Origin of the sequence: Streptomyces sp. NPDC002181, from assembly GCF_042890485.1 — a bacterium.
Lineage (GTDB): Bacteria > Actinomycetota > Actinomycetes > Streptomycetales > Streptomycetaceae > Streptomyces.
Genome location: NZ_JBIASC010000010.1, coordinates 109,539 through 123,208 on the forward strand (window position 1 = coordinate 109,539; position 13,670 = coordinate 123,208).

The 13,670-nt window shown below is 75.6% G+C and carries 11 protein-coding genes; 9 read left to right on the forward strand and 2 right to left on the reverse strand.

Features of this window, described 5'->3' with window-relative positions; translation table 11 throughout:
- Positions 1–2,165 precede the first annotated feature (2,165 nt).
- The 8 genes from ACFYXV_RS23700 to ACFYXV_RS23735 all read left to right on the forward strand — a co-directional run bounded on the left by ACFYXV_RS23700 (position 2,166) and on the right by ACFYXV_RS23735 (position 10,128).
- Positions 2,166–2,705 (forward strand): hypothetical protein, encoded by a 540-nt coding sequence (locus tag ACFYXV_RS23700; RefSeq protein ID WP_389383949.1) that lies wholly within the window; start codon positions 2,166–2,168, stop codon positions 2,703–2,705.
- A 65-nt stretch (positions 2,706–2,770) separates the two neighbouring features.
- Positions 2,771–3,193: a phage tail protein gene (locus ACFYXV_RS23705; protein ID WP_389383950.1), complete on the forward strand. Its 423-nt coding sequence runs from the start codon at positions 2,771–2,773 to the stop codon at positions 3,191–3,193.
- Between the two features lie 35 nt (positions 3,194–3,228).
- On the forward strand, positions 3,229–3,951 hold the full coding sequence (locus tag ACFYXV_RS23710) for a LysM peptidoglycan-binding domain-containing protein (RefSeq protein WP_389383951.1): 723 nt from the start codon (positions 3,229–3,231) through the stop codon (positions 3,949–3,951).
- On the forward strand, positions 3,951–5,867 hold the full coding sequence (locus tag ACFYXV_RS23715) for a VgrG-related protein (protein WP_389383952.1): 1,917 nt from the start codon (positions 3,951–3,953) through the stop codon (positions 5,865–5,867). Before ACFYXV_RS23710 ends, ACFYXV_RS23715 begins: the two co-directional genes overlap by 1 nt.
- Positions 5,868–5,889: 22 nt before the next feature.
- Positions 5,890–6,321, forward strand: a complete 432-nt coding sequence (locus tag ACFYXV_RS23720) for a GPW/gp25 family protein (RefSeq protein WP_385476155.1) — start codon at positions 5,890–5,892, stop codon at positions 6,319–6,321.
- The gene (locus tag ACFYXV_RS23725; RefSeq protein WP_385476157.1) at positions 6,321–8,279 is read left to right on the forward strand and encodes a putative baseplate assembly protein; all 1,959 of its coding nucleotides are present in this window, start codon (positions 6,321–6,323) and stop codon (positions 8,277–8,279) included. The genes ACFYXV_RS23720 and ACFYXV_RS23725 overlap by 1 nt, the downstream gene beginning before the upstream one ends.
- Entirely contained in the window at positions 8,276–8,848 is a 573-nt protein-coding gene (locus ACFYXV_RS23730; protein WP_389383953.1) for a phage tail protein, read from the forward strand. Before ACFYXV_RS23725 ends, ACFYXV_RS23730 begins: the two co-directional genes overlap by 4 nt.
- Positions 8,845–10,128, forward strand: a complete 1,284-nt coding sequence (locus ACFYXV_RS23735; protein ID WP_389383954.1) for an NADase-type glycan-binding domain-containing protein — start codon at positions 8,845–8,847, stop codon at positions 10,126–10,128. Before ACFYXV_RS23730 ends, ACFYXV_RS23735 begins: the two co-directional genes overlap by 4 nt.
- Before the next feature lie 112 nt (positions 10,129–10,240).
- Here the strand turns inward: ACFYXV_RS23735 and ACFYXV_RS23740 are convergent, their stop codons facing one another.
- On the reverse strand, positions 10,241–11,410 hold the full coding sequence (locus tag ACFYXV_RS23740) for a hypothetical protein (protein WP_385476163.1): 1,170 nt from the start codon (positions 11,408–11,410) through the stop codon (positions 10,241–10,243).
- Between the two features lie 96 nt (positions 11,411–11,506).
- Positions 11,507–11,977 (reverse strand): hypothetical protein, encoded by a 471-nt coding sequence (locus tag ACFYXV_RS23745; protein WP_383357249.1) that lies wholly within the window; start codon positions 11,975–11,977, stop codon positions 11,507–11,509.
- Between the two features lie 150 nt (positions 11,978–12,127).
- On the opposite strand from ACFYXV_RS23745, the gene ACFYXV_RS23750 reads away from it, so the two are divergent.
- Positions 12,128–13,651 (forward strand): FAD-binding oxidoreductase, encoded by a 1,524-nt coding sequence (locus tag ACFYXV_RS23750; protein WP_389383955.1) that lies wholly within the window; start codon positions 12,128–12,130, stop codon positions 13,649–13,651.
- Positions 13,652–13,670 lie beyond the last annotated feature (19 nt).

Sequence of the window (13,670 nt, forward strand, 5' to 3'; positions counted from 1 at the left end):
CGCGGACGGGGGCCCAGCCGCCCCTGCCGGCACGCCAGTCGGCGTCGACCCCGGCAGGGACGGCACCTCGCGGTGTCCCGGTGAGGCCTGCGCCGCCGTCCCCTTCGCCCCGGACGCGGCAGCCCCTGACCACGGCCCCGGCCGCACCCGCGGCCGCCCGGCGGATCCTGCCGGCCGTGCACCGGACCGCTCCCGCGGCGCCGGCGGCCGCCGCGCCCGCGCCGGCCGCACCGAGCCCGGCGTCCCTGCCTGCGGATGCCGACCGGGACGCCGCGGACCCGTCCGCCTCCGCCATCCCGAACCCCGCACCGGCCTCCGCACGACCGGCCGCGGTTCCCCCGTCGCCGCAGGACGGACCGGGAGGGCACAGCCCACCCCGGCCTCCGGCCGCCAGGCGCCCGGGACTTGGCGCACCGGTACAGCGGGAGGAGCTGCGGCCTCCCGGGGGGCCCGCGCCGGCCGTGCACGTACCGGGCGAGTCCGGCACACCGGCATTCGAGCCGGCGTCCGCGGTGGGCCGTGCTCTGCCGCGCACGACGGCGCCGCACACGGACGCACCCGGCAGCGGCCCGCGGCGCGACGGAGCGAGGTCCGGGGGAACGGGCACGGTCCCGTCCGGCGCAGGGGCACCCGCGGCCGACGCCTCCGGCACCGGCACCGGCAGCGGCAGCGGCTCCCCCTCCGGCTCCGGCACCGGCGCGCCCGTCCAACGGGCGGGCGCCACAGCCGCGTCCGGAACCGGCGCGCCCGTCCAGCGAGCGGTACCCGCCGCGCACACCCCGCGCACGAGCACCCCCGGCAGCCCCCCGCAGCGCGACCGGGCCCGGTCGATGGGCACCGACCCGCTCCCGTCCCGGTCGGTGCCGCCCTCGACCGGCGCCCCCGGCCCCACGCCGCCGGCGAGCGCTCCGGCACCCGCGATCGGCGCGCCCGTCCGGCGAGCGGTACCCGCCGCGAAGACGCCGCCGACGCGGACGCCCGGCAGCCTCCCACAGCACGACGAGGCACGGTCCGAGGGGACGCACCCGGCCCGCGCGGACTCCCCCACGACCGACGCCCCCGGCCTCGATCGAGCGGTGACGGCAGCCCCGTCCGGGACGGGTACGCCCGTTCGGCGAGCGGTGGCGACGCCCGGAACGGCATCGCCCGCTCCGGTCGAAGGCCGTCGCTCCTCCGCCCTGCCCGATGGCACCGCCTCCAGCCCCTCCGACCAGCCCCGCACGCGCACCCGCAGCAGTGCCCCGACGGCCGGCCACAGCGCGCCGGGCGACGCGCCGGGGCCGGCCGCAGCCACTCCATCCCGACCGGCTCCGCACACGACGCCACGGTCGGACGACCCCGCGCCGGCGCCCCTTCGGGACGTTCCGCCCACCCGGCCCGTTCCCCCGTCCCCCGGCTCTTCCGCTCGGGCCTCCGCGGCCGCCGTGCCCCCGGTCGCCGGTCTCCCCGTCACCCGGCGCAGTGCTGCGACGCCCCCGGTGCAGCGCTCCACGGCCCCGCCCGTGCCCGACCTCCACCGCGGCTCCCCGGCCGTACCTCCACCGGCTCCGGGCTCTGCGCAGTCACAGCACGGACCGCGTGCGGCCGGCCCCGGACCGGTCCTCCCGCCCGGCCCGGTCGTCCGCCGGGCATCCGCGGCCGTCCCCCCGCCGGTTCCCGGCCGTGCGCAGTCGCGGCGCGGACCCGTTGCCGCGGGTCCCGAGCCGGCACCCCGACCGCGTAACTCCGCCGGATCCACACCCCCGGACCCGGTGCAGCGCAGTGTCGCGGCTCCCCGTGCGGGACTCGGCGCGCCCCTGGCCGCCACGGCCGCCCCGGCCCCCGCCCCCAGGGCCATGTCGTCGACGGTCCCCACACAGGCCCCACCGCGCCCGGCACCGGGTCCGACGGCGCCCTCGGCAGCCCCCGTCGAGCGACGCTCCCCGCTGGCGGCGCCGCTCGGCGGCGCGTCCGCCGGATCGGCGCAGAGCGCCCGGCCGGAGCACCCCGGCCCCCGTACCGCCGGCGCTCCCGCACTCCCGCCGGCCGCACAGCCGGCACCTGCGCCTGCGCCTTCGGGCACGGCCGGTGTTCCTCCCGTCCAACGGAGCTTCCCCGCACGGGGTGTTCCCCTGCGCCGGACCGCCGTACCCGGCGCCGGTGCCACGGCGCGCGGTCCGCTGCCCGTGGCCGCCCTGACTCCGCCGCCCGCGGCCGCGCCCCCGGCCCTGCCCGCGGGCGGCGCGGCGGCCGGGGCACCGTCCGGGGGTTCGACGCCGGCCGCGCCCACGGTGCAGCGCCTCCCCTCCTTCGGCTCCGGCTCCGGCTCCGGCTCCGGCTCCGGGCGGACCATCGGCGCGCTCGCCGCCGCCGCCTCGGCCGGCGTGGCCCAGACGCTGGGGCACCTCCGGCCGTCGCACCAACCGCCCCGGTCGTCCGCGTCGTCCCCGTCGACCCCGTCGTCGCGGCCCGCCCCGCCGGCCGGACCGCCACCGCCGTACACGCCGCCCGCCGCGGGCCCGGCTCCCGGGACGGCGGTCACCGCCGAGGAAGCGCCGCCCGAGTACAGCGCGATCGCGCCCGGCGCGTTCGATCCGCGCGAACTGACCGACTTCCAGCTGGACGAGCTGGTGCACCGCATCATCGGCCGGGTCACCCGTCTCGTCCGCACCGAACTGCGCATGGACCGCGAACGGATCGGCAGACTCCGCGATCCGCGCGCCTGACGGAACCCACGACCCCCGTCACCGCACGCGCCACCACCGCAGAACGACAGAAAGGCCCACCTCGGATGCCCCGCCAGGACCCCGGGTCCACCATCTGGTTCACCCTCACCATCGACGGCGAGAGCCTCGGCTACTTCAACGGATGCGATGGCCTGTCGTCCCAGGTGGAGGTCGAGCACCGGCAGGAGGGCGGCAACAACGGCTTCGTGTGGCACCTGCCCACACGGGTCACGTTCTCCACCATCCGGCTCACCCGTCCGCTCACGCCCGACACCGCGAAGGTCGCCAAGTGGATCTCGTCGGTCCAGACGGGGATCAAGCGGCCCACCGCGCAGATCGCGGCGCTGCGGGCCGACGGGTCGCTGGTGGCCCGCTGGGGGCTGATCGACGTGCTGCCGGTGAGCTGGCAGGGCCCCTCGCTCGACCCCGCGAACCCGTCCGTGGCCACGGAGGTCCTGGAGATCGCCCACCACGGGTTCACGGACTGACGGCGCGGCGGAGCGGAGAGGAAAGAGGCACACCCATGGCCACGAACAGCAGGGGCGCCGGCAAGAGCCTGGTGCGCGCGACCCTGGCGATCCACGAGCCCCCGGTCGGGACGAGCACGACGCCCGGGGCGCTGATGCGGACCTTCGGTTTCGAGTTCAACCCGGCGCAGTTGTCCCTGAGTCAGCGCGCCCAGTGGAAGGCCACGCCGACGATGGCCGTGCGCGACGGCTCCAAGCCGGAGTTCATGGGCGCCGAGCCGCGCGAGATGACCTTGGAGATCTTCCTGGACTCGTCGGCCGCGCCGACCGCCAACACGGTGCTGAAGAAGGTCGAATCGCTCCTGGACTGCTGCGAGGTGACGGCGAAGAGCATCGCCGCCGATCAGCCGTCGCCGCCGTGGGTGGTGTTCGAGTGGGGGGCGTTCTCCACGGCCCGCTTCGTCGCGTACGTGAGCTCCGTCGAGGCCTCGTACAGCCTCTTCGGCACGACGGGCGTGCCCATCCGTGCCACCTGTCAGGTGCACCTGGTGGAGATCCCGGGGAAGACCAAGGGCCAGAACCCGACGTCGGGCTCGCTCACCGCGCAGCGCGTGCACCGGGTCGTGGCCGGCGACTCTCTCCAGTCGCTGGCGTGGCGGGAGTACGGCACGGCCACCGCCTGGCGGGCGATCGCCGAGCTCAACGGCATCGACGACCCGTCCCGGCTGCCGACGGGCACGGAACTGGTGCTTCCCGCGCCCGAGGAGGTGGCGCGCTGATGGTGCAGCCCGCGTTCTCCAGCATCATGCAGGTCCGGATCGGCGGCGCGAAGCTCCCCGACGACATCGCCCCGCTGCTCGTCGAGGGCTGGGTCGACCAGGGCGTCGGCGTGCCCGCCGCGTTCCGGCTGACCTTCCGCGACCCGTACCGGCTGGTCCTCGGCAAGCTCGGCGCCACCTTCGGCACGAGGGTGGTCCTCACACCGATATCCGACGGCCAGGGCGCCGGAAAGCCGCTGCTGACCGGCGAGGTCACCGCGCTGGAGGCCGACTACGACGGCACCGGAAGCTTCACCGTGATCCGCGGCTACGACCTCGGGCACCGGATGATGCGCCGGCGCCGCGTCGCCGCCTACCGCAACCAGAAGGCCTCCGACATCGCCCGCAAGCTCGCCGCCCTGGACGGCGTACCGATCGGCCGGATCCAGCCGACGAAGGGCGCGTACGGGTTTATCAGCCAGCCCAACATCACCGACTGGGACTTCCTCTCCCGGCTCGCCGACGAGAACAACATGGTGATGTCCCTGGACGCGAGGGGGAAGTTCCGGTTCGTGGCGCCGACGCCGTCGGCCGGCGCGCCGTCCCCGCGGACGGACGGTGACAAGAGCCCCTTCGTGCTCCAGGCCGGCCACGACATCCTCCGGCTGCGGGCGGCGGTCACCGCCGCGGACCAGGTCGGCACGGTCGAGTCGCGCGGCTGGAACGTGACCACCAAGAAGAAGATCGTCGAGACGGCCCCGGCCACGACCGACCCGGGGATCTCCATCGGCCTGACCCCGGGCCAGGCGGCCGGGAAGTTCGCGCCGGCGCAACTCGTCGAGACCGCCGTCCCGTACGACCGGCAGGACGAGGTCCAGCAGGCCGCCAAGGCCCTGGCCTCCGACGTCACCTCGTCGTTCGCGGAGCTGGAGGTCGCGGTGTACGGCAATCCCGCGCTCCGGCCGGGCGTGCCGGTGGCCCTCGGTGACGTGGGCAAGCCCTTCGAGGGCAAGTACACCGTCACCTCCGTGCGGCACGTCTTCGGCGACGGGAAGCACTACGAGTCGTGGATCACGGTGAGCGGGCGCCAGTGGCGCTCCCTGTACGGGCTGGCGTCGGGCGGGGGCGGGGGCGGCGACGCCGCCGGCGCCACCCGGCTGCCCGGCGTGGCGAACGCGATCGTCACCGACGTGCAGGACCCGCTGAAGCAGGGAAGGGTCAAGCTCCGGTTCCCTTGGCTGGACGACACGTACGTGAGCGACTGGGCCCGCAGCGTGCAGTCCGGCGGTGTGGGCGGCGGCGGCGTCTTCCCGATGGACGTCGGGGACGAGGTGCTGGTCGCCTTCGACCGGGGTGCGCTCGACCACCCGTTCGTGATCGGCGGTCTCTACAACGGCCGGGACCTGCCCACCCGGGTCGACGACGTGCCCCTGCACGACGGGCTGAAGCGCAAGGCCGCCCGGCACACCCTGTCCGACCGGCAGGGCAACCGCGTCGACCTGCTCAGCCAGCGGACCGGCGGGCGCAAGCAGGGCGTGCGCATCGCCAGCGGTGACGACCGGCTGACCATCGACCTGGACCGCACCGGGACGGAGATCACCGTCGACAGCAAGGGGTCGGTGACCATCAAGGGCGGCCGCTCGGTGTCCATCGAGGCAGGCACCGACCTGACGCTCAGCGCCCGGCGCCGGCTCACCATCAAGAGCGGCGGCCTCCTCGACATCCAGGGCCGCGGCATCGTCAACCTCAAGTCCCTCGCCGGCGCCGTCAGCGTCGACGCGATGGGCGCCCTCAGCCTCAAGTCCATCGGCGCCACGATGATCACCTCCGGCGGCACGGTCCAGGTCAACTCCATCGCCAACGTCGGCGTCCGCGCCCTCAGGGTCGACCTCATGGGGGCGCTCTTCGTCAACACCGTCAAGTACCCCTTCGGATGACCGGAAGGCAGGTGGCCTCCTGATGGCCGAACAGTTCGTGGGCTCCGGCTGGGCGTTCCCCATGCGCATCGGGCCCACCGGGGGCATCGCGCTGGTCAGCGGCGAGCGCGAGATCGAGGAGGCCGTCCGGCTCGTCCTGGCCACCTCCCCGGGCGAGCGGCCGATGCGCCCGGATTTCGGCTGTGCCATCCACGACCTCGTCTTCGCCCCGGTGAACGAGCAGACCGCGGGCCGCATCCAGCACGAGGTGCACATGAGCCTGGACCGGTGGGAACCCCGGATCGAGGTCCACGACGTGGAGGTCTCCACCGGCACCGACCAGAGCGTCCTGTTCATCGACGTCCGCTACTCCATCCGCGGGACGAACAACCCGCGCAGTCTCGTCTTCCCCTTCTACGTCATCCCCTCCCACGACGAGCCGGGTGCTCCGGGCTCCTTGGAAAGCGACCTCTGATGTCCCTGCCCTCCCCCAATCTCGACGACCGGCGCTTCCAGCAGTTCGTCGACGACGCCAAGCGCTACATCCAGCAGCGCGCCCCGGAGTGGACCGACCACAACGTCTCCGACCCCGGCGTCACGCTCGTCGAGACGGTCGCGCACATGGCGGACCAGATCGTCTACCGGCTCAACCGCGTCCCGGAGAAGAACCACCTGGCCTTCCTCGACCTGGTGGGCATCACCCTCTTCCCGCCGTCCGCGGCGCGCACGGACGTCACCTTCTGGCTGTCCGCGCCCCAGGAGGACGTGATCCTGGTCCCCGCCGGGGCCGAGGTCGCCACGCTGCGCACCGAACGGGAGGACGCCGTCGTCTTCGCCACCGAACACGACCTGGCGGTCGTACCGTGCTCGCTGTCCCACCTGGTGGTGCAGCACCGCGGGCAGTCCGTCACGGACCGTACGACGGACCTGTTCGAGGGCAGGGACGTGCTGTGTTTCGCCGAGGCCCCCGGCCCCGGCGACTGCATGCTCATCGGTCTGACCGCGGCCGCTCCGCACTGCGCGCTCGCGCTGGAGCTCGACAGCCGTGTCGACGGCGTCGGGGTGGATCCCCGCCAGCCGCCGCTGCTGTGGGAGGCGTGGACCGAGGACGGCTGGCAGGCCTGTGAGGTGGACCGGGACGGCACCGGCGGTCTCAACCGGCCCGGCGACGTCGTCCTGCACCTGCCCGGCGGACACGTGCTCTCGCGCAGCGGCGGACACGAGGCCGGCTGGGTCCGCTGCCGGGTCACCGAACCGGCGCCCGGCCAGCCCTTCTACACCACCTCGCCGAGCATCCGCTCCGTCGAGGCCTACACCATCGGCGGCACCACCGGCGCCGTGCACGCCGAGACCGTCCACGACGAGACGCTCGGCGAAGCCACGGGACTGCCCGGACAGCGGCTGCGGCTCGCCAACGCCCCCGTCGTCGCCGACGACCCGCCGCTGCTCCTGCAGAGCTCCGCCGACGACGGCTGGCGGGACTGGCAGGTGGTCCCGCACTTCGCCGGCTCCGGGCCCGGCGACCACCACGTCACCCTGGACGCCGCCACGGGCGAGACGGCCTTCGGCCCGGCCGTCCGCGAACCGGACGGGACGCTGCGCCAGTACGGGGCGGTCGCCCCCAAGGGCGCCGTGATCCGGGCCCACCGCTACCGCACCGGGGGCGGCCGCGGCGGCAACGTGGCGCGCGGCGCCGTCCAGGTGCTGCGCACCTCCGTCCCGTACGTCGCCGAGGTCGTCAACCGCGAGGCGGCGCGCGGCGGCGTCGACGGCGAGACGGTGGAGGAGGCCAAGCTGCGGGCGCCGATCACCCTCCGCGCCCAGGACCGTGCCGTCACCCTGCGCGACTACGAGGAGCTCGCGCGCCGCGCCGCACCGGAAACCGCGCGCATCGCCTGCCTGGAGGGCGAGGAGGGCGAGCACGGCGCCTACGCGGTCCGGGTCCTCGTCGTCCCCCAGGCCGTCCCCGATCCGGGCGGGCGGCTGCGCTTCGAGCAGCTCGTGCCGGGCGACGCCCTGCTGGGCAGGATCACCCGCCACCTCGACGAGCGCCGTCTCATCGGCACCCGGCTGGCCGTCGGGCCTCCGTACTACCAGGGCGTCACCGTCGTCGCCACGGTGCACGCGTTCCGCGGCGTCGACACCGACCGGGTGCGCCGCCAGGCGCACGACGCGCTCTACCGCCACCTCGACCCGCTGACCGGCGGGGCGGACGGCCGGGGCTGGCCCTTCGGCCGCCCCGTCCAGACCGGCGAGGTGTTCGCGGTGCTGCAACGGGTCCCCGGGGTGGAACTCGTCGACCAGGTCGTGCTGCACCCCGCGGACCCCCTCACCGGCAAACGCGGCGACGCGACCGACCGCATCGACCTGGGGCGGCCGTCGCTGGTCTTCTCCTTCGACCACCGTGTCCGGGTGATCGGGGACGGCGCATGACGGCCACGCCGTACCGGGGCTCGGTCGACGGCCTCGGGTCCTCGCTCCCGCTGGGCACGATGCTCCCCGCCGTGTTCGCCGACGACGACCTGGCCCAGCGGTTCGTCGGCGGACTCGACGAGGTCCTCGCGCCCATCCTGAACGTCCTGGACTGCCTGGACGCCTATTTCGACCCGGCGCTGACCCCGGCCGACTTCGCGCGGTGGCTCGCCGGCTGGGTGGGCGCCGAGACCGACGGCAGCGAGCCCGAGCCCCGGCTGCGGGCCGCCGTCGCGGCCGCGGTCGCGCTGCACCGGGTCCGCGGCACCCGCCTCGGCCTCGCGGAGGCGGTGCGGCTGGCCTTCGGCGTCGCACCCGAGATCACCGAGAGCGGCGGCGCCGACTGGAGCGCCCGCCCGCTCGGCCCCTTCCCCGGCGCCCCGCGCCCCCGTCTGCACGTCACGCTCCGGCTGCCCGACCCGACTCCGGCCGACACCCACCGCCTGGACTCGCTCGTCGCCGCCGCCCGCCCCGCCCACATGCCCTACACGGTCGAAGTGACCGCCGTCGAAAGGACCCCGCAGACATGACCACGCAGAACTGCCCCGAGTGCGGAACGCGCGCAGAACCGGGCCAGTCGTTCTGCGACGCCTGCGGCGCCGTGCTCGGCTGGGACCGGGGCGCAGGCATGCCGGGCGGCCCGGACGCCGCCCCGGGCAGCGGACCCGTCGCGGCGCCCGCCTCCTCCGGTGTGCGGGGACCGGCACCGGAGTCCGGGGGGCCGCAGAGCCCGCAGGGCGCGGGAACCGCCGGGAGTGCGGACGCCGGGGGAAGGCCCGAAGCCGCCGGTGGTGCGGAGCCGTCCGGGCCCGTTCCGGCGCGTCCGGACGCGCCGTCGCCGCAGGACACCGCGCCCACCGCGGCCGTCCCCGCCGCCCGGGCCCCGCACACACTGAGCGACACCATGTCCGACCGGGCACGTTCCCTCCTGGTGCCCGTGGCGGACCCGCAGGCGCCGGACCCCGCACCGGCGGCCGTCGTGCCCGTCCTCCCCGGCCGGCCGGAGGCCGAGCGGCCCGCCGTACGCGCCCCGGGCGGGCAACCCGGGATCGAGGGCGGCCCGCCGTGCCGGTGGTGCGCGACGCCGAACCGGCCCGACCGCCACTACTGCGTGCGCTGCGCGATGCCGCTGGCCGAGACCGGCGGGGCCGCGGCCCCGGGGCGGCGGGCACCCTGGTGGCGCCGCCTCTTCGGCGGGCGGCACGGCGAGACCCCGTGGGCGGGCGACCGCCCGCGGCTGCGCCGCGTCTTCGACCGGGCGGGGACCTGGATCGCCCTCGCCGCGGTCGTCGCCCTGGCGGCCCTCGGCGTCGTGTACCTGCCCGACGGCGTACGGGCCACCCAGGACCATTTCGCCAAGCGTGCCCCGGTCGCCCCCGACCGGATCGCGGCCTCGCGTTCGTACGCCGGCCACCAGCCGGAGATCGCCTTCGACAAACGCAGCAACACCTGGTGGGGGCCCGGCGTCTCGCAGTCCGGCCAGGGCGAGTGGATCGAGGCCTCCTTCAGCGAGCCGGCACGGCTGCTGGACCTGATCATCACCCCCGGCGTCTCGGGGCGGGCCGACAAGATCGGCGAGTCGGCCCTGCCGCACCGCGTCACGGCGACGATCACGGGCAAGGACGGCAAGGTCACCACGCGCCGGCTGACCCTGGATCAGGGGGCGGGCGGCCAGCGGCTCCCGTTCCGCGTCGGCGAGGTCACGAAGGTCCGCTTCACCGTCGAGTCCTCGCACGCGTCCTCCGCGGACAAGCAGGTCGCGATCGCGGAGATCGAGTTCTTCGGCCCGTCGAACGCCAACCGCTCCTGACCGAGTCCGCAGGAGTCCGGCCCGGGGTCCCGAGCGTGCCCCGGGCCGGCGTTCGAGCCGGGATCCGGCCCGGGATCCGGCCCGGGCCGCCGGCCCCCGGACGCCGTAACCCCTAGCGAGTGCCGACCGCGCCCTCCAGCACCTCCAGCCGCTGCTGGGTCAGCCTCAGCAGGCGCGGTTCCAGGCTGGGCAGGGCGCGCAGCAGGCGGACGAGTTCGGGGCCGGAATCCCTGGCCGCCGCCTGGTCCTTGAGCTGGGTCCAGCAGTACAGGGCGCCCGCCGCGGCCGCGAGGACCTCGGGGGCGTCCGGCGGCTGGTGCTCCAGGCGGGTGTGCCCGGCGTTGGTCCAGAGCCGGGTCGCCGAACCGTAGTTCCCGGCCATCCGGGCCAGGTCGGCCCGGATCTCGGCCCAGTGGGTCGCCTCGGGCGAGGTGTGCCCGTGGGTCTGCAGGACGTGCTGCTCCCAGGCCTGGGCGAGGGTGGCGGCCTCCTGGTGCCGGCCGCCGGTGGCGAGGGCGTGGATGTGCGGGCGCGGGTCGGCGGCCGGCTCCTGAGGTGTGTGCGGCATGTGCGGTGCGCGTGGCGCCTGTTGGGCGGCGGTGGCGCTGAGTTCGCGCGTGGCGGGCAGGACGAGGGTGCCGGGCGGCAGGGCGGCCGCTCCGACGGCGAAGGCGTGCAGCTGGAGGTTGGCGGGGCGGGTGGGGCTGCGGCGCAGCTGGTCGATCCAGTGCCGGGTGTACGCGCTGACCTGGTGCGGCCCGCCGGCGAAGGCGGGCGGGACGACGACCCCGTACACCTCGGCGGAGGGTGAGGCGGGCAGGCTCCCGTACTCCTGGAGCACCGGCCAGGCGGACTTGTCGGCGACAAGGTCGAGCACCACGGTGGTCGGGCCGGTGGGACGGGCCGCGAGCTCGGTCCCCAGCCAGTCCCACGGCAGGGCCGTGTAGCGGACGGTGGAGGCCGTGGTCCCGGCGAGCGCGAGGTGCAGGCCCTGGCCGCGGCGGTCGAGCGTGAGCCGGCCGGAGAGGTAGACGAACAGCGGCCCCGGGGTCGCCGCGGCGGCGCGCAGCCGCATCAGCACGGTGTTGGGGTCCCGGGCGCCGTCGAGGTACGTGGTGTCACTGGGGGCGTGGCTGTTCAACAGCGCCGACACGGGCAGCACTCCGAGCGCGGCCAGATTGGCACTGGGCGCGACCTGAACGGCCCGCCGCCGCAGGGCGGCGTCGCCCGCTATGAGAAGTACATGCCCCCGCTGCTGCCTGCCGGCTCCGTCGATCTGCATGGGCAGACCGTACTCATCTCACGCCCCCCTTGCAGCCAAGGGGTACGAACGACACCCTCGCGCACCCCCGCCGGCCTGCCCGAACCGGCACCGCGGTCAGCAGTCGAACCACACGACGAGCCGCACCCCTTCGTCGCCGTGGAGGCGCGCGAGGGTGCGCATGACGTCCCAGACGGGTCCCCATTCCTCGTCCCGCACGGCCTGCCTCCGCGTCGGCCTGCCGATCCGGTCGAGGTTCCCGTCGTACCAGGTGGTCTCCTCCAGGGCGATCGTGTCCCAGTCCGCCGCCTTCAGCTCGGCCCAGGTGATCCAGGACCCGCTGTGGGCGACGCTCCACCCCTCGTAGGCGGCGCGGGCGTCCCGCGTCACGTCCGGCGGCAGCCCGCGATCGGGGGCGAGCGGCCGGAACAGCGTGGTGTCACGGACCCCGAACAGGGCGCCGAACGCCATGTAGGAGCGCCCGTTGTACAGATGATCGAGGTCGATCGCCTCGAACCAGCTGCGGTCGTCCTCATCCAGCCAGTTGTCCCAGCGGCACTCGATGATCCCGTGTATGTCCGTCCCCATGGCGGAGATGATTCCCGGCCGCGCCCCCGCACGCGAGGCGGTTTCCGCGGTGGCGGCTCCGCCCGCCGGCCGTGGGCCGTTCGGGGGGCAACGGCCCGGGCGTGGCCCCGCCTTCGCCGTGATCGGGCCGGGCGATGGCAGGAAAGAGGCATGAGCCTCCATCGCCGTCGGTTGCTGGGCGCCGCACCCGCAGCCGTGCTGGCCGCCCTCGGGGCCACCGGGGCGCACGCCCGCGCCCCCGACTGGGCGGCGCTCGCACGTGGGACCAACGGGCGGGTGGTGCTGCCCGGCGACGGCGACTACCCGCAGGCCCGGCAGCTGTTCCAGCCCCGCTACGACGCCATCGCGCCGGGCGCGGTGGCCTACCCCGCGCACGCCGCCGACGTGGCCGTCTGCCTGGACTTCGCCCGCCGCTCCGCCGTCCCCGTCGTCCCGCGCGGCGGCGGCCACAGCTACGCCGGCTGGTCCACCCGCGCCGGCGGGCTCGTCGTCGACGTCGGCGCGATGGCCGGGCTGACGGTCGACGGAACGGGCGTGCGCATCGGCGCCGGAGCCCGGCTCGGCGACGTCAACCGGAGTCTCGCCGCGCGGAGCCTCGCCCTGCCGACCGGGCTCTGCCCCACGGTGGGGATCGCCGGGCTCACCCTGGGCGGCGGGCTGGGCCTCGCCTCCCGCGCCCACGGGACCACGTCCGACGCCCTCACCGGCGCCACCGTCGTCACGCCCGACGGCGTCGTGCGCGAGGTCGACTCCACCCGTGACCCGGACCTGTTCTGGGCCCTGCGCGGCGGTGGGGGCGGCAACTTCGGCGTGGTCACCGAGTTCCGCTTCCGCACCCACCCCGCCACCGACTGCGCCTACGCCGAACTCCACTGGCCGGAAGCCGACTCCGCCGCCCTGCTGCGCGGCTGGCAGCGCTGGCTGATCACCCTCCCCGACCCGTTCTGGAGCCAGGTCGAGTTCCTGGTCGAATCCGGCCCGGCCCCGGCCGCGGCCCCCGCCGTACGCGTCCTGTGCTCCGACGGCCGCGCCGAGCTGGAGCGCCGGCTGACCGGGCTGGCCGATCTGGTGGGCCGGCCGCCGCGGGACAGCTGGATCGTCGTACGCGACCACGAGCAGACCCTGCGGGCCATGTCGGGCTGCCTGGAGCGCAGCGCCGCGCAGTGCCATCTGCCGGGCACCCTGCCCGGCCGGACCCCCGAAGGCCGGATCGGCCGGGACTCGTACGCCGGGCGCAGCGACTTCTGGGGCGCCGCCGGACTGCCCGACGCGGGCGTCGCCGCCGTGCTGGCCGCCGTACGGCGCTACGGGCGGGCCGTACCCGCCGGCGGCCTCGGGGTCGTCCAGTTCGCCGGGGAGCTCGGCGGCGCCGTGAACCGGACGGCGCCCGCCGACACCGCGTTCGTGCACCGCGACTGCGCCTTCCTCACCCAGTACCTCGCCTACTGGCCCGCCTCGGCCACGCCGGCGCAGGTCTCCGCGCACCAGGGCTGGCTCGACGGGCTGTGGCAGGACCTGCGCCCCTGGGCGAGCGGCCGGGCGTACCAGAACTACATCGATCCGAAGCTGCCCGCCTGGCGCGAGGCGTACTACGGGCCGAACCTCGCCCGGCTGGAAGAGGTCCGGCGCGCCTACGACCCGGACCGGCTGTTCCGCTTCCCGCAGGCCATCTGACCGTCCAGCCGTCCAGAGG